Origin of the sequence: Acinetobacter lwoffii, from assembly GCF_029024105.1 — a bacterium.
In the GTDB taxonomy this organism is placed as follows: domain Bacteria; phylum Pseudomonadota; class Gammaproteobacteria; order Pseudomonadales; family Moraxellaceae; genus Acinetobacter; species Acinetobacter lwoffii.
On the sequence record NZ_CP118963.1, the window covers coordinates 764,029 to 788,799 of the forward strand.

At 45.3% G+C, this 24,771-nt stretch carries 17 protein-coding genes, 8 tRNA genes and 1 pseudogene; 17 read left to right on the forward strand and 9 right to left on the reverse strand.

Translation table 11 applies throughout. The features are described 5' to 3' along the window. Positions 1-28: 28 nt before the first annotated feature. The 4 genes from PYW33_RS03530 to PYW33_RS03545 form a co-directional block, all read right to left on the reverse strand. Positions 29-1,747: a proline--tRNA ligase gene (locus PYW33_RS03530; protein ID WP_004645846.1), complete on the reverse strand. Its 1,719-nt coding sequence runs from the start codon at positions 1,745-1,747 to the stop codon at positions 29-31. Positions 1,748-1,843: 96 nt separating this feature from the next. Further along, positions 1,844-4,951 carry an efflux RND transporter permease subunit gene (locus tag PYW33_RS03535; protein WP_004645845.1) on the reverse strand — a complete coding sequence of 1,036 codons (3,108 nt, stop codon included), beginning with the start codon at positions 4,949-4,951 and terminating at the stop codon, positions 1,844-1,846. Between the two features lie 24 nt (positions 4,952-4,975). After that, entirely contained in the window at positions 4,976-6,103 is a 1,128-nt protein-coding gene (locus PYW33_RS03540) for an efflux RND transporter periplasmic adaptor subunit (RefSeq protein WP_004645844.1), read from the reverse strand. Positions 6,104-6,154: 51 nt separating this feature from the next. Next, positions 6,155-6,802: a hypothetical protein gene (locus PYW33_RS03545; RefSeq protein WP_004645843.1), complete on the reverse strand. Its 648-nt coding sequence runs from the start codon at positions 6,800-6,802 to the stop codon at positions 6,155-6,157. 286 nt (positions 6,803-7,088) lie between these two features. Here PYW33_RS03545 and pilG point away from each other — a divergent pair, with 286 nt between their 5' ends. From pilG to PYW33_RS03575, 6 genes are all read left to right on the forward strand, one after another. Next, positions 7,089-7,472, forward strand: coding sequence for a twitching motility response regulator PilG (pilG, locus tag PYW33_RS03550; protein WP_004280711.1), 384 nt, complete (start codon positions 7,089-7,091; stop codon positions 7,470-7,472). Positions 7,473-7,497: 25 nt separating this feature from the next. Continuing rightward, on the forward strand, positions 7,498-7,866 hold the full coding sequence (locus PYW33_RS03555) for a response regulator (protein WP_004280710.1): 369 nt from the start codon (positions 7,498-7,500) through the stop codon (positions 7,864-7,866). A 5-nt stretch (positions 7,867-7,871) separates the two neighbouring features. Continuing rightward, positions 7,872-8,408 (forward strand): chemotaxis protein CheW, encoded by a 537-nt coding sequence (locus tag PYW33_RS03560; protein ID WP_004280709.1) that lies wholly within the window; start codon positions 7,872-7,874, stop codon positions 8,406-8,408. A gap of 46 nt (positions 8,409-8,454) precedes the next feature. Continuing rightward, positions 8,455-10,527 carry a methyl-accepting chemotaxis protein gene (locus PYW33_RS03565; protein WP_004645841.1) on the forward strand — a complete coding sequence of 691 codons (2,073 nt, stop codon included), beginning with the start codon at positions 8,455-8,457 and terminating at the stop codon, positions 10,525-10,527. A 167-nt stretch (positions 10,528-10,694) separates the two neighbouring features. Further along, the gene (locus PYW33_RS03570) at positions 10,695-15,146 is read left to right on the forward strand and encodes a hybrid sensor histidine kinase/response regulator (protein WP_004645840.1); all 4,452 of its coding nucleotides are present in this window, start codon (positions 10,695-10,697) and stop codon (positions 15,144-15,146) included. A gap of 3 nt (positions 15,147-15,149) precedes the next feature. Further along, complete coding sequence (locus tag PYW33_RS03575) at positions 15,150-15,608, forward strand: hypothetical protein (RefSeq protein WP_004645839.1); 459 nt, start codon at positions 15,150-15,152, stop codon at positions 15,606-15,608. 64 nt (positions 15,609-15,672) lie between these two features. On the opposite strand, the gene dapE is transcribed toward PYW33_RS03575, so the two are convergent. From dapE to PYW33_RS03590, 3 genes are all read right to left on the reverse strand, one after another. Further along, positions 15,673-16,809 (reverse strand): succinyl-diaminopimelate desuccinylase, encoded by a 1,137-nt coding sequence (gene dapE / locus PYW33_RS03580; protein WP_004645838.1) that lies wholly within the window; start codon positions 16,807-16,809, stop codon positions 15,673-15,675. 121 nt (positions 16,810-16,930) lie between these two features. Then, positions 16,931-17,083 carry an entericidin A/B family lipoprotein gene (locus PYW33_RS03585; protein ID WP_004280704.1) on the reverse strand — a complete coding sequence of 51 codons (153 nt, stop codon included), beginning with the start codon at positions 17,081-17,083 and terminating at the stop codon, positions 16,931-16,933. A gap of 112 nt (positions 17,084-17,195) precedes the next feature. Next, positions 17,196-18,071 (reverse strand): DUF1853 family protein, encoded by an 876-nt coding sequence (locus PYW33_RS03590; RefSeq protein WP_004645836.1) that lies wholly within the window; start codon positions 18,069-18,071, stop codon positions 17,196-17,198. A gap of 87 nt (positions 18,072-18,158) precedes the next feature. Between PYW33_RS03590 and PYW33_RS03595 the strand changes: the two are divergent. From PYW33_RS03595 to PYW33_RS03645, 11 genes and pseudogenes are all read left to right on the forward strand, one after another. Beyond that, positions 18,159-18,512, forward strand: a pseudogene (locus PYW33_RS03595) (YbaN family protein); the annotation flags it as partial. Positions 18,513-18,637: 125 nt separating this feature from the next. Beyond that, complete coding sequence (gene elsL, locus PYW33_RS03600) at positions 18,638-19,171, forward strand: cell wall-recycling L,D-carboxypeptidase ElsL (protein ID WP_004645834.1); 534 nt, start codon at positions 18,638-18,640, stop codon at positions 19,169-19,171. 493 nt (positions 19,172-19,664) lie between these two features. Continuing rightward, positions 19,665-19,740: transfer RNA gene (locus PYW33_RS03605), tRNA-Val, on the forward strand. A 28-nt stretch (positions 19,741-19,768) separates the two neighbouring features. After that, a tRNA-Asp gene (locus PYW33_RS03610) sits at positions 19,769-19,845 on the forward strand. Positions 19,846-19,893: 48 nt separating this feature from the next. Further along, positions 19,894-19,970 (forward strand) — tRNA-Asp (locus PYW33_RS03615). Positions 19,971-19,991: 21 nt separating this feature from the next. Further along, positions 19,992-20,067: transfer RNA gene (locus tag PYW33_RS03620), tRNA-Val, on the forward strand. 14 nt (positions 20,068-20,081) lie between these two features. After that, a tRNA-Asp gene (locus tag PYW33_RS03625) sits at positions 20,082-20,158 on the forward strand. Positions 20,159-20,227: 69 nt separating this feature from the next. Then, positions 20,228-20,303, forward strand: a tRNA-Val gene (locus PYW33_RS03630). A gap of 12 nt (positions 20,304-20,315) precedes the next feature. Further along, a tRNA-Asp gene (locus PYW33_RS03635) sits at positions 20,316-20,392 on the forward strand. A gap of 105 nt (positions 20,393-20,497) precedes the next feature. Beyond that, positions 20,498-20,573 (forward strand) — tRNA-Val (locus PYW33_RS03640). A gap of 72 nt (positions 20,574-20,645) precedes the next feature. Further along, positions 20,646-21,107 (forward strand): DUF2750 domain-containing protein, encoded by a 462-nt coding sequence (locus tag PYW33_RS03645; RefSeq protein WP_004645832.1) that lies wholly within the window; start codon positions 20,646-20,648, stop codon positions 21,105-21,107. 25 nt (positions 21,108-21,132) lie between these two features. On the opposite strand, the gene PYW33_RS03650 is transcribed toward PYW33_RS03645, so the two are convergent. Next, positions 21,133-21,927: a YdcF family protein gene (locus PYW33_RS03650; RefSeq protein WP_004645831.1), complete on the reverse strand. Its 795-nt coding sequence runs from the start codon at positions 21,925-21,927 to the stop codon at positions 21,133-21,135. A gap of 98 nt (positions 21,928-22,025) precedes the next feature. After that, on the reverse strand, positions 22,026-24,647 hold the full coding sequence (locus PYW33_RS03655; protein ID WP_176580848.1) for a PepSY domain-containing protein: 2,622 nt from the start codon (positions 24,645-24,647) through the stop codon (positions 22,026-22,028). Positions 24,648-24,771 lie beyond the last annotated feature (124 nt).

The following is a 24,771-nucleotide window of genomic DNA, read 5'->3' on the forward strand; positions in this document are numbered from 1 at the left end:
ACGCGGGATTTTTTATAAGAAAGCGGAATTATTTAGCAATCTTCTCCAATAATTCTTCTTTCGAAATATTTACTGATTCAGCATCGCGGCGGCCTTTATATTCAAAAGTACCTGCATCCAAGCCTTTTTCACCAATCACAATACGATGTGGAATACCTGTAAGCTCAAGATCAGAGAATTTCACGCCCGGACGTTCATTACGGTCATCGAGTAACACGTCAAAACCTGCAGCTTGCAATTCAGCATAGAGTGCTTCCGCAGCTTCCATAGTTCTTGGAGATTTGTGCGCATTCATCGGCACAATGGCAACTTCAAACGGTGCAATGGCAGTTGGCCAGATAATGCCTTTCTCATCAAAGTTCTGCTCGATTGCAGAAGCTACTACACGCGTTACACCAATACCATAACAACCCATTGTTACAGTGAATGGCTTGCCATCTTCACCCAAGACTTTACAACCTAAAGCTTCAGAGTATTTTTGACCCAACTGGAAGATATGCCCCACTTCGATACCACGTTTGATTTGAAGCGTACCTTTACCATCTGGAGATGGATCGCCTTCAACCACGTTACGTAGGTCATAAACTTCAGTGAACTGCGCATCACGTTCCCAGTTTACACCTGTTGCGTGTTGATCTGCTGCATTTGCACCCGCAACAAAATCAGACAATACCGATGCTGCACGATCAACAATGACGGTGACACCTTTTTCGACCAGACCTTGAGGGCCGACAAAGCCAGCAGTTAAGCCAAGTGCTTGAAGTTGTTCTTCAGTAGCAAATGTCAAAGGTGCAGCAATTAAAGGATGTTTTTCAGCTTTAATTTCATTCAGTTCGTGATCACCACGAAGGAATAAAGCAACCACAGGTGCACCTTGACCTTCTTCCGCTACAACACCTTGAACCAATAAGGCTTTTACTGAATGAGCAGGGTTCGTACCCAAGAATGCTGATACATCTGCAATGGTTTTTTGATTTGGTGTATCTACCAGTTTGAGTTCTTGTGTAGGTGCCGCACGTTCACCGACAAGTACTGCTTCTGCCATTTCAATATTGGCTGCATAGTCAGATTCAGTCGAGAAGGCGATATCATCTTCACCGCTTGAAGCCAGTACGTGGAATTCGTGAGAACCTGAACCACCGATTGAACCGGTATCTGCTTGTACTGGACGGAAATCTAAACCAAGACGGGTGAAGATTTTGCAGTAGGCTGCATACATGTCGTCGTAGGTTTGTTGCAGTGATTCCTGGTTGGCATGGAAAGAGTAGGCATCTTTCATAATGAATTCACGTGAACGCATTACGCCAAAACGTGGCCGAATTTCGTCACGGAATTTGGTTTGTACTTGGTAAAAGTTTGCAGGCAATTGCTTGTAGCTTTTTAATTCGTTACGTGCAAGGTCAGTGATCACTTCTTCATGCGTCGGACCGAGAACAAATGGGTTGCCATGGCGGTCGTTGAAGCGTAAAAGCTCAGGACCGTATTGTACATAACGACCTGATTCTTCCCATAAAGATGCAGGTTGAGTCACCGGCATATAGACTTGAAGTGAACCGACCTTGTCCATTTCTTCGCGAACGATCGCTTCAACTTTATTTAATACGCGAACGCCCATCGGCAACCAGGTGTATAGACCTGAAGCCAACTTACGAATCATACCGGCACGAAGCATGAGCTGATGTGAAATAACCTCAGCATCGTTCGGGGTTTCTCTTAACGTTGCAAATAAAAAGCGACTCGCGCGCATGGAAACTGTCCTAAAAAATTAAGCGTTAAAGCAGGGATTATACAATAAAAAATGAGGTGAGCTTTTGGGAATGTCACCTCATTGTGTTGCATTAAATTATGCCATGATTTTACGTGCCTGACGCAGCATAAAATTCTTAAAGTCATCCAGGTAAGTAAAGATCACCGGCACCACCACCAGGGTCAGCAAGGTAGAGGTAATTACCCCACCAATCACCGCATGCGCCATCGGTGCACTTTGTTCACCACCTTCACCTAGCCCTAGGGAAAGTGGCACCATGCCCATGACCATCGCGCTGGTAGTCATCAGAATAGGACGCAAACGGGTTTTACCAGCGGCAATAATCGCATCATAACGGTCTTCGCCGCGGTCCATGGCTTTCTTGATGAAGTCGATCAGTAGAATCGCATTCTTGGTCACCAGTCCCATCAGCATGATAATGCCGATAATCGAGAACAGGTTCATGGTTGAGTTAAACAGGAACAAGGCCAGAAATACGCCAATCAGCGACAATGGTAGTGAGGCCATAATTGCCGCAGGATGGATAAAACTGTTGAACTGCGAACCGAGCACAATATAGATAAAGACAATCGACAGGGTAATCGCAGTCAGGGCATAACCTGCGGATTCTGCCATGTCGGCATTGGAGCCTTGAGTATCGAAACTATAACCCGGTGGCATATCAAAATTTTCTTGCAAGCGGCTGATATCCGTACCAATGTCGCCTGCAGGACGTCCTGAGGTATTGGCCTCGACTAGCACTTCACGTGCCAGATCACGTCGATTAATCTGCGAGGCACCGAGTTTTTCTTCAAATTTGGCCACGCTCGAAAGCGGAACCAGAATTGGTTGATTATTGGCATCGGTTTTATTTGAGGTGATATACATATTCTGTAAATCGCTAGGCAAGCTGCGCTGGTCTTCGGTCAGGCGCAGATTCACATCATAGGTTTCACCTTTTTCATCCTGCCAGGTGGTGACATCATCACCGGCAATCAGCGGACGCACCACATTGGCAATCTGATTGACCGATAAACCTAAATCACTGGCCAAGACGCGATTAATCTGTACATCGAGGGTCGGCTTGGGTTCTTTTAATGAAGTTTCCAGATCGACAATGCCATTAATCTTCGCCATTTCCGTCATAAAACGATCGGAAATTTTTTGCAGTTCATCCAGATCCGGGCCTTTGATCGAGATCATGATCGGCTTCTGACCGCCTGACACGGTTTCATCAGCGGATGCCACCGAAGTAATGCTGATTCCGGCCACCGATTGCAGACGCTGGCGGAATTCATTATTCAGGTCATTCAGGGTCTTTTCACGTTCGGTACGCGGCGTCACGGTCACCCGTAAACTGACATGGTTTTTACCGCGGTCGGTTGCGCCATTAATTACCCCATAGGTGGCTTTGACATCCGGATGCTGACGAATAATCTGATCCACCTGCTGCAGTTTGGCTTGTGAATATTCAAGCGATGAATCGACCGGTGTTTCAAACTTGATCCGGATTTCGCCTTTATCGGGAACTGGTACAAATTCGGTGCCGATCAATTTGGATAAACCCAGAGCACCAAATAAAGAAGCGACAGCAATTAATAAAGTAATCAATCTGAAGCGCAATGCCAGTTTTAATAATTTTTCATAGACATGGCTTAGATTGTCCAGCTTGCCGGAGATCCAGCTAAAGAAACGTTTCACCCGACCTGGTTTTTTATTCGGATCTTTTTTCTTTTCTGCCCAATGTGCAGAGAGCATTGGATCCAGGGTAAAGCTGACAAACATCGAGATCAGAACGGCCATACTCACCGTGACCCCGAACTGGTAGAAGAAACGGCCAATAATTCCGCCCATAAAGGCCACAGGCAGGAAGACGGCAACAATGGTCAGTGTCGTGGCCAGCACGGCTAAGCCAATTTCTTTGGTGCCATCGAGCGCGGCAGTCACATGGTCTTTGCCCATATCGGCATGCCGGACAATGTTTTCACGTACCACAATTGCATCATCGATCAACAGGCCAATACTCAAGGACAGCGCCAGCAAAGTCATCATATTGATGCTAAAACCAAAGGCCCAGATAAAGGTCAGCGTGCCCAAGAGTGCAATGGGCAGAGTCAAACCGGTAATCACAGTTGAACGGAAAGAACCCAGAAAAAGTAGGACTATCAGCACGGCCAGTACCGCACCTTCAATAATGGTGCGGGCTACATCGCCAATGGTGCCGCGGATACTTTTGGAGGAATCTACCACTACTTGTAAAGTAGTGCCTTGTGGAAGCTGCGCCTCAATACTTTCTAAAGTTGCGTAGCTCTTGTCTACTACTTCGATGACGTTTGCGTCTGAACTGCGCAGAATATCAATTGCGACTGCGGTTTTGCCATTTAGAAAAGCAGCGGATTCCAGCTCTGCCTGACTGTCTTGAATATTGGCCACTTGTCTCAGGAAAATCGGTACGCCGTTTTTATTGGCAATGACCAGATCGCCGAAGGCGAGGGGATGCAAGACTTTGGAATTGATTTCAATGACCAGTTCCGAATTACCCGATTTAAGTGTCCCCCCCGGGACTTCGATATTCTCGGCCTTTAAGGTATTGATGACACTGTCCACACCGATGCCAAAGGCTTGCAGTTTTTGCGGTTCCACCTGAATCCGAATCTGGCGCTGCGCATCACCAAGCAGATTGACCGTTCCCACCCCAGGGACTGTGCGCAGTTGTGGCACAATCCGCTGATCCAGATAAGAACTGAGCGCTTTTACATCCATATTGTCGGATTCAAATACGATCGACATCACCGCATTCGCCGTCGGGTCATAACGTTCGACAATCGGCTCCTGAATCTCATCACGAAATTCAGCAGTTACAGAAGCGATTTTATCCCGCACGTCCTGAGCTGCTGTGGTAGATGTCACATCCAGATTAAATTCAGTGGTGATGATGGACAGGCCTTCACTGGACTGGGAAATGACCTGTTTTAAACCGGAAATGGTATTGATCTGATCTTCAAGTTTTTTGGTAATTTCCGATTCAACCGTTTCCGGAGAAGCACCCGGATAGTTGGTATAAATCACCACAAAAGGGAAATCGACATCAGGGAATTCTTCAACGCCCATCCGCTGCCATGAAGCCAGCCCCAGCACCATCAAACAGAACATCATCATGATGGTGAAAACCGGATACTTCACACTAATTCGGGTAAACCACATGTCAATGATCCTGTATGAATGGTTTTAGTTGGCGCGAAGGGTGACAGTTTTTTGCAGATCGGATTCGCTAAACTTAACCCGGCTGACCTGATCGCCATTTTCCAGTCCTTGAACCACGGCAATGTTGTCGCTATAACGCTGTTCTAGAACCTGAACATTGACCTTGATAATTTTATTCTGGCGAATCACCCAGACATAGGGTTTGCTCTGGATATCCTGGACAGTATCTAATGGAATCAGCTGGCCAGAGATCTGTTGTGAACTCAGAATGTTGCCTTCGACAAAGGAGCCAATGCTAAGTGAGGGAATTGTTTCATTTGGCGTGGCAAAGAATTCGATCTGGCGACTGGCCTGATCTGCGATCGGGGAAATCCGGCTAATTACGGCAGTGAGCCGATTTGGGTTCCCTTGAATAGTGTATTCGACCTGACTGCCCAGTTTTAAACCTGATTGCAGATCACTGGGTACGCGTGCCTGAATTTCCAGTCGTTTTGGATCAACGATTTCAAACAGGGTTTGTCCAATCGCCACGGTTTGGCCGGGTTCAACCTGACGCTGGGTAATCACGCCACTGATCGGGCTGGTCATGGTGCCATCGCGATCTGCTTTCTGGGCAATATCGACATTGGCTTGCTGGGCGCGGACATTTTCAAGCTGGGCCTGATAATCGACCTGACTTTGTTCATATTCTACTTTTGAAATAAACCCCTGATCGAGCAGACGCTTTTTACGCTGCATCATGTTGTGCGCCTGATTGGCTTGCGCTTGAGTTGAGGCCAGATTCGCACGCGCCTGTGCCAGACGAGCTGCATTGTCCTGATTATTCAGGCGTACCAGCACTTGTCCCTTGGCAACTGTTTGACCTACCTGTGCGTTTACGCTGGTGGCAGTAGCAGAGACCTGTGACTGTATGCTGCTTTGATTGACTGCACGAATGGTGCCGGTGAATGCGGTTTTTTGAACTGAATTGCCAGATTGAACTGCAACTAGATCTTGAGGAATGACTTCAATGGATTTGGCTGTTTCGGTTTGCTGTACGGGTTCATTTTTATCACAAGCCACTAAAAACATATTTAAGCAAAGTGCACTCATGATCAGGATAGAGCGCGGGGAAGGCATATTTAAATCATGAGAATGCGGTGCAGTTTGCATATGAGTCCTTTTAGCTGGCTATGGATCAAAACCACGGCTAGCTATTTGTATTTATTCAAGTGCTTTTAAACGGGCGATAATTTTGTCGTATTCTGCTTCCAGATTTCGATAGCGACTTTGTAAAGATTGAATATTTTCTTTCTGGGAAGCGAGATTTTTCTGGTTATTGTCTAATGTTGTTTTCAGCTGTGCCGGTGGGGTTTTACCTTTACGTAAATATTCACGTTCCTGACGCACAAACATGACCCGATCTTTTTGCAGTTGCTTCATTTGTTCTTGCTGAAAATCAATCTGTTTTTTTAACTGGACCAGGCTGTCATTCTTTTTCTGTAAAGCGGTCTGGCTATTGTTATAAGCACGCTTGAGTTTATGATCTTCGGCAATTCGCTGCGCCTGTTGGGCACGTTGTGGCGCTTGCCTGATATCCGCTTCGGCATTATAAGGACGGGCACGCTTAATCACCTGCATATTCTGGTCAAGTGCTTCATAACCATAACGGATATGATTTGGCGTGACATTAGTACTGATATTGGCCACACCCTTGCTGTCATAATAACGATACCAAGTGGCTTTTTGCGGGAGTTGGTTACTACTCGCACACGTTAAGCTCACCTGTAACAGTAGCAGCACAACAACAATGAATTGACCAGTCATTTTATTTTTATCAATGACAGCAAGTTTTCTTAAAAACTGACTCATCATTGGCTCCCCGAATTTAAAGTTGACTAAATTACTTATTTTAAAGTAATAATCTTGTTATATTAGACTTAAATTTATCAATAAAAAACTACCGTTAGTCAAAAAAAAACCAATAACGATAAGAAAATGTGAAGCTGTTATTAAAAATAAATGATTTTGTCTACTTGTGTAGAAAATGTTCATTGATAATACAAGTGACTTTATGTTAAAAATGTTTATCGATCGTAATAAAATAATCCTATGAGCCTTATGGCATATAGTTTCTAAAATGGGAAGGGTTAAACAAATGGACGATAAATTCCAAAATCTAAAAATTATGGTTATTGATGACTCAAAGACCATTCGTCGTACTGCGGAAACTCTTCTTCAACGCGAAGGTTATGAGGTCATTACTGCAGTAGACGGTTTTGAGGCTTTGTCAAAAATTGCCGAAGCAAATCCAGATATCGTTTTTGTAGATATTATGATGCCGCGCCTGGATGGTTATCAAACCTGCGCCTTAATCAAAAACTCTCAGAATTACCAGAATATTCCTGTGATTATGCTATCGAGTAAAGATGGCTTATTTGATCAGGCCAAAGGTCGTGTCGTGGGTTCAGATGAATACCTGACTAAACCTTTTAGTAAAGATGAATTGCTCAATGCAATCCGTAACCATATTAGTGCTTAATATTTGATTTTTTTGGGGAATTGGCATGGCACGTATCCTAATTGTGGATGACTCACCGACAGAAACTTTTCGCTTTAGAGAGATTCTTTCTAAACACGGCTTTGAGGTGATTGAAGCAGCCAATGGCGCAGATGGCGTCACCATGGCACAGGCAGAATTGCCGGACCTAGTCCTGATGGATGTGGTTATGCCGGGCGTGAATGGTTTTCAGGCGACCCGCCAGATTGCACGTGGTGCAACGACCAAACATATTCCAATCGTGATTGTGAGTACTAAGGATCAGGCCACTGACCGTGTATGGGGCAAGCGTCAAGGCGCAGCGGATTATCTAACAAAACCAGTCGATGAAAAACAATTAATAGATGTAATTAAGCAGCACCTCAATGCAGGATAAGCTCTATGGCAGCAAATGGATTTATCGAATTGCTTCGCATTGCGAAACGGGGGAATAAAAACTACGTTTCCAATGGCAATGAAGTTAACCGATGGTCGGGCATTGCTTTTGAGATGATGGGGCAATATTTTGTTGCCCCGCTGGGGGAAGTATCAGAAGTGATTTATCCCCCAGAATATACGCCGGTACCCAAGACACAAGCATGGGTGTTGGGTCTGGCGAATATCCGGGGAAGACTGTTATCGGTTTCTGATCTGACGCAGTATGTATCAGGGCAGAGCAGTCAATTTTCACCGACTCAAAAAGTATTATGCATCAACCATAATGACCAGTATGTGGGTTTGGTCGTAGATCAAGTTTTGGGTATACAACATTTCAATAAGAAAAGTTTCTTTTCGAAGAAATCTGAATTGGATAAAAACTTACAAGAATATTGTCAGGGGTTTTTCCATCAGCACAACCAGCAGTGGCATGTGTTTTTATTCAGTCGTCTGTTGCAAAATCCAAAATTTATGAACGCATCTATAAAATTTATAAATTAAATGTCGCGCTCGAAACTAAGCAAGGCGTCAACCGGGGAGAGGCTGCATGGGCTTTAAACTTAAAAAGAAAAATACAGGTGAGAGCACTGGCCGCAAAGGCGGTAATGCTTTTTTAGCTAAGATTCAAACGCAAGTAGATCAGTTATCACGTGTCTTCGGTGATAGTGAGAAATCAAAACCGCTGATCTATGGAGCAGCAGGCTGTCTTTTAGCCGCACTGATCACTTTATTGTATCTTTTTTATAGTGTTCCACGTACCAATGAACTCACTCAAAGTCTGGGTGATTTGCGTCTCCTCTCGCAAACGATTTCGCGCCAAGCGACTGAAGCGACAGCTTCGGGTACGCCTGAGGCCATGAAGAACCTGACTGATTCGCAAAAAGCTTTTGCTGAAAACCTTGAGACAGTTAAAAGTATTCACTCTAACAATGATGCGTTGCAAGCTGTTGATAAACAGTGGACAGAAGTATCCAGCAGTATTGATCTGATTACCTCGCAACAAAAAATTATTAACCAGTTATACGACACCAACATCGCGATTGGTGAAGCGATTCCAGGGATTCAGGCGGAATATAACTTGATGGTCGACCAGATGGCACGTCAAGATATGCCATCGAACCAGGTGGTTATTGCCAAAAACCAGGTATTCATTGCAGAACGTATCTTACGTTCAATCAGTTTGGTACTGACAGGTAATGATGGTTCACGTGAATCTGCGGATGACTTCAGTGCCGATACCGAAACTTTTGGTTCTTATCTGAATGCACAGTTAAATGGTTCTGCTGAACTGGGTGTACAGCGTATTGATGATCCAACTCTGCGTGAATCTCTGGAAGGTATCAAGGCTGAATATGATGACGTACTCGAGTCTGCATCAGCGATTATTCTGAAAAACTCTACACAGATCGTAAAAGTTCGTCAGGCAGCCGCATCTATTTTTTCTCAATCTGATGTGCTTTTGGATAACCTGAATAAATTATCGGGTAACTCAGGTCTTAAAACGGTTGTTCCGGCAGTCCTGCTAATCGCATTATTAGTCGGTTTCTTGCTGTGTGTATTCAAGTTGCTTTCTCTGCGTGGTTTGTCGGATAAGCAGCGTGTAGGCCGTTTACAAGAAGAATATGACCGTAACCAGAATGCGATTTTACGTTTACTGGATGAGATCGCCGATCTTGCAGATGGTGACTTGCGTTCATATGCAACAGTATCTGAAGACTTTACCGGTGCGATTGCCGACTCGATTAACTTTGCGATCGACCAGTTACGTGATCTGGTATCGCGTATTACTGAAACTTCTCAAGAAGTTGCGCAATATACTGCAACTACACAAAGCATTACCAACCAGTTAGCTGAAGCATCTGAGCATCAGGCACAAGAAATTGCTGGTGCTTCTGCAGCGATTAACGAAATGGCACTGTCGATTGACCAGGTATCTGCCAACGCCGATGAATCAGCGGTGGTAGCAGAGCGTTCAGTACAAATTGCTGCAAACGGTGCGGATGTCGTACATCGCTCAATTGAGGGTATGGACACGATTCGTGAACAGATTCAGGAAACTTCAAAACGTATTAAACGTTTGGGTGAATCTTCTCAGGAAATTGGTAACATCGTAGCCTTGATTAACGATATTGCTGACCAGACGAACATCCTGGCATTAAACGCAGCAATTCAGGCATCGATGGCCGGTGAAGCAGGTCGTGGTTTCGCGGTCGTAGCCGATGAAGTACAGCGTCTTGCGGAACGTTCAGCTTCTGCAACGAAGCAGATTGAAGGCCTGGTAAAAACCATTCAAACGGATACGAACGAAGCCGTTATTTCGATGGAACAAACTACATCGGAAGTTGTACGTGGTGCGAACTTGTCTAAAGATGCCGGTGTAGCACTAGATGAGATTCAAACAGTATCGAACAACCTTGCGAAACTGATTGCGAACATTTCTGATGCTGCGAAACTGCAGTCAGCATCTGCAGGTCATATTGCGACCACGATGAATGTCGTACAGGAAATTACCTCGCAAACCACCAGTGCAACCTTCGATACAGCACGTTCAGTATCTGAACTGGCAAACATGGCCGATGCATTACGTGAATCTGTATCTGACTTTAAACTACCAGAATAAAGTCAGACATGATGGGGAAATGTGTCTTGACCGCGGTTGAGACACATTCAGAAAATACAGATAAAGCCTCGACAAGATGTACTTAACTTCATACGTTAGGTATCGCGTGACGGTCACAATTAAGTTTGAGCGCCCTTCTTGGCGGCATAACGTAAGAAGCATGAGCTATGAAAGAAATATTAAAAAATTTAGTTGAAACGACAACGCTTCCTGAAGATAGTTATCTTGACCAAGATGCAGAAATTCTTGAAATTTTTGTTGAGGAAATCGAAGAGATCTTCGTTGAGTTAAATGCTTTATTTCCAGAATGGTTGACTAATCCAGATCATCAAGAAAATCTGAAGACCATTCGCCGCCATTTTCACACCCTGAAAGGTTCAGGCCGCATGGTCGGGGCAAAATCGGCAGGGGAAATGGCCTGGGCGGTTGAAGATACCTTAAACCGGGTTTTGTCCGGTTCGATTCAGCTAACACCGACGGTGCAAAAATTTGCCCAAGCGGTACTGAATGTCTATCAATATGCTTTATATCCAAAATTCAAACATGTACAGCAATTGGATCTCGACCTGCGTCCAATGGTGCTGTTGGGACAACAATTACAACAACAAATTTCGCCTGAGCCTGCATTGGAAGAATTACTGGCATTGGCAGTTCATTTGACTGCTGAAGGTCAGATGACAGGTCTTGAGCTTGCAGACAATGAGCCAAGTGAAGCTGAGCTAACAGTAGCGCCAGTAGAAGTACCGGTTCGCAGTGATATCGAAGAAACTGTGGCGATCTTTATTGAAGAAGCAGAAGAGCATCTGGAAACGATTGCCACCTTCCTTCGCACTGAAGATGAAAAATCACAAGATTATAATGCGCTAATTCGTGCGATTCATACCTTGCGCGGCAGTTCATCCATGGCGCAGATTGACCAGATTTTTGAGGCCAGCTCTAAAGTAGAGCATCTGTTCAAAACCCTGCTGCAAGATGAAATTGTCTCAACCTCAAAAGAAACTGCTTTACTGATTCAGTATGCCGAGTTTGTCAGTGACTATCTGCATTTGCTACGTCAGGGCAACACTGCAAAACTGGATGCGGTATATGCCACCTTTGAGCGTGTCTGGAATGATTATGGCTTTGCAGTTACTGAAACCAATAGTATTCAGACGCAAGGCTTGGTGTCCAAACTGGTTGAGCTGGATATTGATCTGTTATTGGATGCCGAGTTTGAATTTGATAAACGCGCCCAAGTCGATTATCCGGAATATATTCAGGCACTCAGCCAGCAGGCTGCGGAATTGCTGGCACATACAGAAAGCCGGGCAGCGCAGGGAATTCATGAATTCACTGCCGATCTGAAATCGGCTTATGATGCGCTGCTTGAAAAGCCAGTGCTGCTAAACAGCGATTATGCTTATGAACTGTTCGCACAGGCGCATCAGGAATTTATTCATTTATTTGATACCTTGGCCGCAGGACAGCGCGTCATTCTGAATGATGAAATTCAAAAAATACTCAGTGAACTGTCTGCATTTGTGCAGCAGGATCTGGAAATATTTGCTGAAGATAATACCAATCAGAATGTTGAGCTAAGCTCAGAGGCCACACAGGTGGCTGAAACTGTCGCGACTGGCAGTGTCGATTTTGCTGGCTTGAGCCAACGCATCGCTGCGGATCGTCAGCAGCAGCAAAGTGCTGAAACCAACCGTGATTTTGATGAAGAATTACTAAGTATCTTCCTGGAAGAAGCGGATGAATTGCTGGCAGGCATTGATGAAGATCTAAATACCTGGAGCAAAAAACAGGATGATACGACCTCACTGAACAATCTGATGCGTCATTTGCATACCTTAAAAGGTGGTGCAAACATGATCGCAGCATCGCATATCGGTTTGATTGCGCATGAACTAGAAAGTATTTATGAGCGGGTGATCCGTCAGCAAATTGCCGTGACACCTGCTTTAATCCAGATTATCCGTCTGGTACAGGACAACGTTTCCGATCGTATTCAATCTATTCGGGAAGACGGTATTGATTATCCTGCACCAGAAGCGATTGCGATTCTGCAAAATATTCAGGCGCTGGTTTCTGGACAAGCTGTTGCTGCTGTGGAGAGCGCGAACACTGTAGCTAAAGTTGTAGAGGTCGAAGCGACATCAATTCCTGAACCGCAACTTGAAGAGTCAGCAACGACTGAACAGCCTGCAACTGATCTGGCTGAAGCTGAAGAATTACTGGAAATCTCTGAGTCTTCTGAGGCTATTGAAGACACACCAGTAGAACGTTCTGAAGAAGACGAACTGAAATCCATTGTTGAAGAGTCTTTCCTGGAAGAATCCGAAGAGATTCTGGCGAATGCCGAGAAGCTCCTCAATCAATGGTTTGATCAGCGTAGTGACCGTAGTTTATTGCTGCAATTACAGCGTGCCGCCCATAGTATCAAGGGTGGCGCACGTATGATTGATGTTGAAGAAGTGGCCAGTATTGCCTATGAGCTGGAAACGACTTTCGAACAGTTTGCGGTCTATCAATTTAACTCGAATGCCTATGATGGCTTATTGCAGAAAACGCTGGTCTGGTTAAGACAGGCGATTTTCCAGCGCGACTATAGCGGCTTTGAGCCGCTGCACAGCAGTCTGAAAAAGATTGCTTATGTGGACGTTACTGCGCAATTGCCTGAGCGTCTGGCGAAAACAGATAATCTTGTAGTCAGCACAGACTTCGGCTTTGTTGAAGGTGATGGTACTGAACCGCCACAGATGATGGGTGAATGGGCGAATAGCGGTACCAGCGATAGTAATAACGAGATGATCCGTATCTCTGCTGATCTGGTCGAGAAGATGATTGACCTGTCCGGTGAGAACTCGATTAACCGTTCGCGTATCGAGATGGACCTGGGTCAGCTAGGCAATACCTTGAACGAGATGGAATTGGCGATCAAACGTCTTGCTGATCAGTTACGTCGAATGGAAGGCGAGCTGGAATCACAGATTATTGCCAAACACGGTTCAGAGAACTCGCGCTATGCTGACTTTGACCCGCTGGAAATGGACCAGTATTCGTCGCTCAACCAGCTGTCTAAATCACTGGCAGAATCTGCATCAGATTTGGTCGACTTCAAGAGTACACTGGCCGACAAGATTCGCGAAACTGAAGGTCTGTTATTGCAACAATCCCGTATTCAGGCCGAGATTCAGGAAAGCCTGATGCGTACCCGTCTGGTTCCATTTGATCGGATGTTGCCGCGTTTACAGCGTATCGTGCGTCAAACCTCGACCACCTTGAACCGTCCTGCAGAACTGATCGTACAGAATACCGAAGGTGAACTGGATCGTAACATTCTCGAGCGTCTGGTCACCCCATTTGAGCATATGCTGCGTAACGCGATTGACCATGGTCTGGAAGATACTGCAGATCGTATCGCACTGAACAAGCCGGAAGTCGGTTCTATTGTCTTGAACATCAGCCGTCAGGGAACCGATGTAATCGTGTCCTTTAGTGATGATGGTAAGGGGATTGATGCAGAGAAGATTCGTGAAAAAGCCCTGAGTCTGGATCTGATCAAAGCGGATCAAGCCATCGATCAGGAAGAAATCCTGCAATTTATCTTCCATCCTGGTTTCAGTACCGCGAAAGCAGTGACCCAGATTTCTGGTCGTGGTGTCGGTCTGGACGTGGTACAAAGCGAGATCAAATCACTGGGCGGTCATGTGTCAGTGAGCTCGGAACTGGGCAAGGGCACGGTCTTTACGATCCGCGTTCCGACCACCGTAGCGGTCAGCGATGCCTTGATGGTGAAAGTGGGCGATCAGCAATATGCGATTTCACTGGCGCAGATTGACCGAATTGTACGTATTGCGCCGACTACATTGGAAAGTTATTTCAACAGTAAAGATGACTATTTCAAGATCGATGGCGAAAATTACAAATTGCGCTATCTGTCTGAGTTTGTGGGCAACCAGCCGATTCCACGTCTGAATAATGTTGGGCATTCATTGCCGGTGCTGTTGATCAAAGGAAATAGTGGTCAGACCATTGCCTTACTGGTCGATCAGCTGGTCGGTTCACGAGCGCAGATTGTAGTAAAACCGATTGGACAGCAGTTTGCCAACGTCGGGGTGGTGGCCGGTGCCACGATTCTGGGTGATGGTCAGGTCTGTCTGATTCTCGATGGACAGAATGTTGCCCGCCAGATTCAGGCGACACAGCGTGTCAAACAGCTGAATGATCAGCGTGATGGTTCGCGTAATTCCAATGCACGTCGTCTGGTAATGATTGTCGATGACTCGGTAACTGTACGTAAAGTGACGTCGCGTCTGCTTGAACGTCAAGGCTATGATATTGTGACTGCCAAAGATGGTGTGGATGCGATCGAGCAGCTTGAAAACGTCAGACCGGATCTGATGTTGCTGGATATCGAAATGCCGCGCATGGACGGTTTCGAAGTGACCAATCTGGTTCGTCACCATGATATTCACCGTGACTTGCCGATTATCATGATTACCTCACGTACCGGTGAGAAGCATCGTGAACGTGCATTCAGCTTGGGCGTAACGCACTATATGGGTAAACCGTTCCAGGAAGCGGAGCTGCTGGCCAATATCCAGCAACTGATTGCTGAAAAACAGGGGTAATATATGAGTCAGACCAATTCGAACAGCAAAATGGCTGATCAGATTAGCCAGCAGGAACTTCAGCATCTGATTACGGTATCGACCGGATTTATTGATGCCTATATTATTGACTGTCATGGCAAAGATCCGATGCTATTGCCACAAAATATTGTCCTGTCAGCACTGGATAGCAATACGCAGGTTAAGACAGTGGAGTGGCATGAAGCACAATTGCCAGTTTATGCAGTGAATGATCCTTTACGTCAAAATGGAGTGGCACTGGTGATTGAGGGTGATGAAATCACTCAGCGCTTTGCCTTGATGTGCAATGAAATGCCGAAAACCATCCGGATTCGTATTTCCGAAGTGGTCGATGTCGATCAGCCCGTGAATGATCCTGCCATCTTTCAATATGTGCGTATGAACGAACAGCTTTTCCATATTCCGAATATGACGAATATTCAGGCTTCAATCGGACTGTAATCCAAACTATAAAATATAAAAAGGAACTCCATGGAGTTCCTTTTTTATTGTGTTATGAATTTACTTAATTGGCAAGTAAATTCACGAGAATCTGTTCATAAATTTCAGCCAATGGCTCTAAGTCTGCGATATCGACATGTTCATTGATCTGATGAATCGTGGCATTTAACACCCCAAGTTCCAGCACTTGTGCACCTGTAGGCGCAATAAAGCGACCATCTGAGGTGCCACCCGAAGTGGATAGTTCGGTTTCAGTCCCTGTCACATTCAGAATGGCGGTTTTAGCTGCATTTACCAGGTCACCGACCGGGGTCAGGAAAGGCAGGCCAGATAAAGTCCAGGAAACATCATAGTCCACACCATGACGATCCAGAATTTCCAGTGTACGGGATTTAAGTTCTTCGGCAGTCACTTCAGTTGAATAACGCCAGTTGCACAATAGGTTCATGGTGCCGGGAACAACATTGGTTGCGCCTGTACCTGCATTGATATTGGAAATCTGGAAGGTCGTCGCCGGGAAATATTCGTTGCCATGATCCCAGACTGTGTCGCACAGTTCAGCAATCGCTTTAGAGGCGCTATGAATCGGATTCACGGCCAGATGCGGATAAGCCACATGACCCTGTTTGCCTTTGACTGTGAGATTGGCATTCAAAGACCCACGACGGCCATTTTTAACAATATCACCTAGTTTGTTAGTGCTTGAAGGTTCACCAACCAGACACCACGTGATTTTCTCATTACGTGCTTCCAGTGTTTCAATCACTTTCACCGTGCCATTAATCGACGGACCTTCTTCATCTGAAGTAATCAGGTAGGCAATTGAACCTTTATGATTCGGATATTTTTCAACAAAACGTTCTGTTGCGACTACCATGGCTGCCAAAGCCGTCTTCATATCGGCACTGCCACGACCATAAAGTTTGCCTTCACGGATTTCAGGTAAGAAAGGATCTGAGTTCCAGGCATCCAGATTCCCCGTTGGCACGACATCGGTATGGCCAGCAAAACAGAAGACCGGACCTTCTGTGCCTTTGCGTGCCCAGATATTATCTACATCTTCAAAGCGCATGGATTCAATATTGAAGCCAATCTTCTTTAAACGTTCAGCCATGATGTTCTGGCAGTCATGATCAATCGGTGTGACAGAAGGCTGACGTAATAGTTGCAGGCTTAAATCGAGGGTAGCGGAAGAGCTCATACGGTATTCAACAGTCGATAATTTTTTCGGTTCTATAATAGGCGAATATAGGCTTGAATGTGAACGACTGATATAAAAAAACCCTATCTGGGATAGGGTTCTGTGAGCGTTTAGGAAAAAACTAGTTTTGACGGATTTCGTCAGAGGTTTTTTCAGCAGTATTGGTTACCGCATCGCCAGCCTTAGACACATCTTTGCCCATGCCTTTTACGGTGTTACAGCCAGTCAATACAAAAGCCATCATTAATGAAGCAGCAAGAATTTTTTTCATCATCATCTCCGTATAATCAATAATAAAATTATTATGATGTGGGACTTAGAGTAGAAAATATACGCTCTAAAAAATATGTGGTTTTCATAGTGCTTCGGTTAATAAATGTAATGCTTTATAGGGGCTTATGCGATGGATGCTGGATCAGCACCGGATTGCGATACATATAAAAGTCATTGCTATCGACCTTTTTATAGAGGCCATCCGTCCACCAGATCGCAGCTGAACTGCTCGGCCGGGCTTGCGGATAAATCCATTCATGTCGTTGCAGACGATAGAAACCGTGCTGTGCAGCAGGAATATGCTGTCCCCATAAGCCCAGACGACGCTCGGTATTGATCCATGAGGGAATTGGTTGATCAGCATGATGTGTAGGCAAATATAGCTGTCCCTTGAGGACGCAATACCGTTTTTGAATGGGATGCTGCAAAGCCTCATCAAACTGGAATTGTTTTTGTGTGAAATGTTTCATTTTTCTGATTAAAGTATCGGTGCGGTTCAGGCCATACCAATGCGGCAGACTAAAATCGGCTTCGGCCAGATAATACTTCAATGCCACTTCCCAATGTTCAATTTGTCCTGTAGCAGTATTCAATAGCAGAAAATCCAGCTCACCCAAGGTCTTGGCACCCTCAATTTTTTGCAGACTATGGCCAAGCAGTCGATAGGGGTGATAAGCATCATCGAGTAACCAGAACCAGACCAGCATTTCAAAACGCAGCCCTAAACGCGTGCTTTTTAGTTGCTGCACAAATTCGATTAATTCTTCTGGGTGCTGATCAAGAAATTCCAAGCGTGGATGATAACGGCTAAGATGTTGCTGCCAGGTTTGGCTGTCATGCAGTTCAAAACGATGTATGAGCTCAAGTTCATCTGGAACATGGGACAAGATATTCGGACTGCCAACAGCAAATGCCAGTTGACGCACCAGAGGATGTTGATAACGTTGCCATGCTTCTACAAGATTTTGGTTTAAATTGGAAAAGGGCATAGTACAACCTGTGAAAAGTGCAGAAATACAACGGACAGTATCGGAAAACGCTTTATACTACCTGAATTCTGCGGCTAGGGTTGATGTATGAAAGTGTTGTTTTGGCGAAGTCTGGTGGTGCTGTTTGTGATCCTGGGCTTTATCGGTGCAATCCTGCCGGGTATGCCAACAACGGTCTTTTTGATTCTGGCCGCCTGGGCCTCATCCAAAGGCTGGCCACAAATGGATGACTGGTTATTGAATCATCCCAAATATGGTCCGACCTTAAGAGATTGGCGTGCCCACGGTACTGTACCGCGTAAGGCCAAATGGCTGGCCAGTATCATGATGCTGATCAGCGGGATCATCATGCTGTTTACTACTGCACCCTTGGCCGTAAAAGCCTTTACCAATATTACGATGCTGATCGTCGCGATCTGGTTATGGCGACGCCCTGAACCGAATCAGATCCTTATTCAGCAAAATACAGTTGACCCAGAAAAGACAGATCTACCAACAGCGCCATCTGAAGATAATCAGTTAAACCCTATAAAGCCAAATAAAATAGAGTCTGAGAATAACAAGTCATGAATACCTTGCATCTGGATCAAGCCGATATCCTGATTGATCTTGCCCAACAAAAACTGTATCTGCCCCGTCTAAACAAGCAATATCTGATTTCCAGTGGCAAAAATGGCATTGGTGAAACTGAAAATAGTGGCAAGACTCCTCGTGGCTGGCACAAGATTGCTGAAAAGTTTGGTCAGAATGCTCCCTTAAATAGTGTATTTGTCGCACGTCAGGCGACGGGTGAAATTTATAATCCCCAATTGGCGGCAGAATTCCCGCAGCGGGACTGGATCCTGACGCGCATTTTATGGCTGAGTGGCCTTGAAGCGGGTTTTAATCAAGGCGAGGGCTGCGATACCTATCAGCGTTATATCTATATTCATGGCACCCCAGAAACCGAAAACATGGGAGAGCCGCTGTCGCACGGCTGTATCCGTATGCGTAATCCGGAAGTCGCTGAATTATTTGACCTGATCAGTGAAGATGCACTGGTCTATATTTCAGAACAGGCATTAGATCTGGGCAGGCTGAATGTTTCGAAAAGCGAATAAAAGTTAGATTTTAAGATTATGTGAAAATGGTTTTGTTTTTATGGACTGAATCTGCTTGGTGGAGACAGCAGAAAAGATTGATTAATCTGATCCAGATGGTATTTTTATCGCATGGAATGGGTTAAATGATTATTTGAAGTTTAGATTTACTGGCATTTTCTGAATAAAAATAAATGACAGTTGAAAGATTACATGAACACAACGTCGAGTATTTTAAAGCTTTGTATAATCCTTAATCAGAATTGGAATATGTCGTGTGGTTAGACTGAAACTTCGCAGGGTAAAACACAAAATTTCGCTTCAATTTTCATTTTGAAAATTAAAAAATTTCGGTAGAGACTTAAAAAATAAACAAAAAGTGTTGTTTTTTTTAACAAACAACCTATTTTTTAATCACTCACACCTAAAAAGTGGAAAACATTCCGAAAAGCGTTTGACAGGCTGTGCAGATTCTCTATAATGCACCCATCAAACGATGATAGACGTTTAGAAAGGGCGCTTAGCTCAGTTGGTAGAGCGTCTGCCTTACAAGCAGAATGTCGGCGGTTCGATCCCGTCAGCGCCCACCAAGCTCTTTCATGTTGAGACCTTATAGTTGCAGCGGTAGTTCAGTTGGTTAGAATACCGGCCTGTCACGCCGGGGGTCGCGGGTTCGAGCCCCGTCCGCTGCGCCACTTTAAGATCTTGATTTTCGTTTGCCACAATAGCGACATTGTGTAAATGCAGCGGTAGTTCAGTTGGTTAGAATATCGGCCTGTCACGCCGAGGGTCGCGGGTTCGAGCCCCGTCCGCTGCGCCATTTATACGATAGACCTTTTGAGGGCGCTTAGCTCAGTTGGTAGAGCGTCTGCCTTACAAGCAGAATGTCGGCGGTTCGATCCCGTCAGCGCCCACCAGATTCTTTTGCGATGCAGCGGTAGTTCAGTTGGTTAGAATACCGGCCTGTCACGCCGGGGGTCGCGGGTTCGAGCCCCGTCCGCTGCGCCATTTCAAAAGAAATTAAATTGAGGTCCCTGAGCCTGAATTTAATAAACTAAAGATTGACACTCTTTATCAGGGCGCTTAGCTCAGTTGGTAGAGCGTCTGCCTTACAAGCAGAATGTCGGCGGTTCGATCCCGTCAGCGCCCACCAGATTCTTACGATGCAGCGGTAGTTCAGTTGGTTAGAATACCGGCCTGTCACGCCGGGGGTCGCGGGTTCGAGCCCCGTCCGCTGCGCCATCTTAAGATGAAAAGCTTGGATTCCTGAGATCTGAGTTTTCAAGATACCAAGACTATATTCCTTGTTGGTCTTGCGTCATTTAAAACAACGTTGTTGTTTTCTCAGGGCGCTTAGCTCAGTTGGTAGAGCGTCTGCCTTACAAGCAGAATGTCGGCGGTTCGATCCCGTCAGCGCCCACCATATCTTCTTGCTTCAACTCTATTTATTCCTTAGAATCTGATTGTATTATAATAATATTAAGATTTCACGACCATGAGAAATCCCTATCAGCGCAAAGCCGCGACCAAATCCCAAAAAACTGCTTTCGATCCTCAACAGCTTTATAAGCAATATATTGAAGCCATTGTTGCTAATGCTGGCATTTTTGCACTCTATCAGGATGGGTGGGCCTTATGTGCCACGCCGACCGGACAACGCGCATTTGCCTGTTGGCAAAGTAAAGGTCTGGCTCGACTGTTGATTAAAGACAATTGGGAAAATTACGAGATTCAGGAAATTGGTCTCAAGGATTTTGTAGAGAAAGTCATTCCCTTTTTACGTCAGGAAAGTACCATTGTTTCGCTTGACCTGACCCCGGAAGGGCAGAATATTCTGGTGGCACCGGAAAAATTATTACTTGATATTAAAAATTATCTGTATCAGATCTATGTACAAAAGCCGGAACTGTTTAAAAATCCGGATATGCCTTTGCCTAGGCAGATCCGTTTAAATTAAATTTATTGTTTTTAAAACAGCTTGTTTATTGGAACAATGAATATTCATTCAGTAGCCAGCCACTTATCAAAGCAAAATATTCGCGTAACCAGGAATTATAGCGAACATTCTGGGGTGTGCTGGCACTCAGGCTGATGACTTGTTGATAACCCTGATGTCTGGCAATGGCACGGGCACGAGGGCTATGAAAATCGCTAGTGACAATCGCAATGGGCTCATTTCGATCAATATGTTGCTGTTTTAGGATTGCCTGAGAATATTGCAGGTTCTGTTGGGTACTTCTGCTTTGATCTTCTAAGCTAATGGGGTTTTTGAGCTGCGGATAGTTCGTGTAGATATAACTTTGCATGACTTCAGCTTCGCTCTGTCTCTCCCGGAAATTTCGTCCACCGGTCATAATGATTAAAGTATTTGGATATCGTTCTGCATATTTTGCTGCGGTATCCAGACGATTTTTTAAGATGGGTGAGGGCTGACCCTGATTAATGCCACTGCCTAATACTAAAATCGCTGCAGCAGGTCGTGCCGGAATATTCGGGTTGATTGACATCTGGATATAAACAAAGAAAGCCGCGACACTGATTATCCAGAATAAAAATCCGCCCCAGAGACTGTTCCAGAACAAGGTTCTAAATCGGGAATTCTGTTTCCAGCGCTGAATAGATGAAAAAAATAAGGCGTACAGGATGAGTGCCACCCCAATGAAGATCGACAGGGCAATAGCAAAATGCCTCTGACCTTGGCTCAGTAACCAGACGCTATTGATACATAGGATCAAGCCAAAGATCAGGCTAAGACTTCGTTTAAGTTGATTGAGCATCCAGGGTTCCTTTTTTCTTATTCATATTCTTATTATTGCTTTTGCATCTTCAATAAAAACCGGGCCATTAAGCCCGGTTTTTAGCATATCAGGTTATCTTAATATACATCACGGCGATAACGTCCATCCAGACGTAATTGATCTAGCATTGTTTCACCGAGAATCTCGGTCAGGGCCTGATCCACATCGCTGGCCATACCATTGATGCTACCACAAACATAAATCACCGCACCTTGTGCAATCCAGGCTTTTAGTTCTTCAGCCTGTTCACGCAGTTTATGGTGTACATAGACTTTTTCCTGTTGGTCGCGAGAGAATGCAAGATCGAGACGCTTCAGGGTTCCCATTTGCAGCCAGGCCTGAATAGTTTCTTCAAAGAAGAAGTCATGTTCACGCTGACGTTCACCGAAAATCAGCCAGTTCTGGCTATAGTCCTGACGGTTACGCGCACTGAGCAGACTTAATAGTCCAGCAATACCGGTACCATTACCAATACAGATAATTGGGCGGTTGTCATCAATCAGGTGGAAAGATTCATTGTTGCGAATACGCAGTGCAATGGGCGCATTGAGAGCCGCATGCTGGGTCAGCCAGCCTGAACCCAGACCGAGATTACCATTCGTGTCGGTTTGCTGACGTACCACCAGACGTAAAACTTGCTGACTTGGAATACTGGCAATCGAGTATTCACGTGTTGCCAAAGTCGGTAATTGCGTGAGGAGCTGATCCAGAGAATCAAAAGGTTCAGCCTGAGTCAGATCACGATCCCAGAGGGCCTGTTCAATATTCTGTTGCATAGAAGGTACTTGTGTACCGGCTGTAATCTGGTGCTTTTGCATAAATGCATGAATATGTTCTGGGCTATTCCCTGGTTGAACCTCTGCAATATCACCTGCTTGCCAGACGGCTTCATGCTCAGGGGTCAGTTCGATATTGAAGGCAGGCGCACCCAGACTACCCGGATTGAGGACTTCACGTTTACTCAAACTCCAGTGATCAAAGGTCTTATCGATACTCATCGCTTGTAGCTCAAGTCGAGTGACTTGTGCCAGTGCAGTATTCCATTGCTGGATATGCTCGTTATTGGCATTGTCGACTTCAATTGTATTGAATAGCTGCTGGGCACCATTCTGTTTTAACCACTGATCAATACGGTGACCAAAACTGCAATAGCTGTCTGGATATTCCTGAGAACCTAAGGCCAATACAGCATAACTTAAATGACTGAGATCAGCTTGAGCAGACAGGATTTTTTTCTCAAAAGAAGAAGCCAGATCCGGTGCTTCGCCCGTGCCATAGGTACTGGCAACAAATAATACCTGTTCAGTTTGCTGTAAATCGGCAAGCGTCAGCTGTTGTACCGGCTTGACGGTTACCGGTTGACGCGCTTCCTGCAGGGCAGTTGCTGTACGCCAAGCCAGCTGCTCAGAAACCCCTGTTTGTGACGCATACGCGATGAGCCACGGTTTGGAATTTTCATCTAGGTTTACTAAAGTCGCACCCTGACGTGCTGCCAGCGTTAAGCGTTTCTGTTTGCGACGTTTCAGATAGAGCATCCAGCCGGTTACGAAGAATAACGGCATCAACAAGGCTGCGACCATGGCAAAGAACTGGTAGATCGGGCCGAAGAAGCTGCCACGATGTACCGGTAACATGCTACTCATGATCTTTTCATTGAACTTTTTGTCTTCATACAGCTCGACTTCGGTAAATTCAGCTGTCCGGTAATTATAAGTGGCACTGTTTCGTGCACGTTCATGTTGAGCGATCGGATCGACGAAGTTCAGTTGCATTTCGCCATCCGGTTTTTTCGGAAGGTTAAACGTTACGGTAGAATACTTATCTGAAAATTCATTGTTAAAGCCAATCCAGCTCTGCTCTAATGCACGGACAGTAGCTTCAGGGCTGAGACCTTCACGGCCTTCACCACCAGCACCGCGTTCGCCACCTTGGCCTCGTACTTCACCTTCGGCACGCGGACCACGTTCACCGCCTGGACGTCCTTCACCACGGTTATTGCCGGCATTGGCCTGCATTTCCGGTTGCGGGCGTTCCACACCCAGCACTTTAAACATGCCATTGCGCCACCAGTCATAAGACCAGTACAGACCGGTACAGGCCAGAATCAGGTAGAAAATCACCACCCAGGTTCCCACAACAGCGTGCAGATCCCAGATAAAATTACGGCCTTTCAGTTGAGGTTTTACAAAGAACCATTGCTTGATCGAATGACGTTTCGGCCAGCGCAGGTACAGACCTGACAAGACAAAAAAGATCAGCATCAGGGTACAGGCACCGGTAATCTGCTTACCCACCGGACCAACCGTCAAATTACGATGCAGTTGCTGAACAAACTGGAAAAATTCCCGACCCTTAATCTCTGGCAAGACTTCCGCAGTATACGGGTTGATCATAATGTTCTGGCCACGCCGTGCGCCTTCTTTGGCAACATTCACGGTACTCGAAGCACTTGGATCTTGTACTACGGTAATACTGTTGATCTTCATGTCAGGCGCAGTACGGTTAAAGTGCTGATACAGCTCGGCAGGCGTGAGTTTGTCACGTTGCTGAACCTGAACCGTATAACTGTCGCTATTCATCCATTTTAATATTTGTTGTTCATAGGAATAGATTGCGCCAGTGACCCCCATTATCGAGAGGATTAAACCTGCTGTAATCCCCAGAAACCAGTGGATTTGGAAAAATGTCTTTTTAAACATGGTCGTCAGATTAAGGGTGAGATCTATAAAAGTGGCAAAATTATAACTGAAGTTTAAACCTGAATTATAGATGTTGAGGATAATATTTATTCTCATTATCATTTATTATTTTAAGATTAAAAAA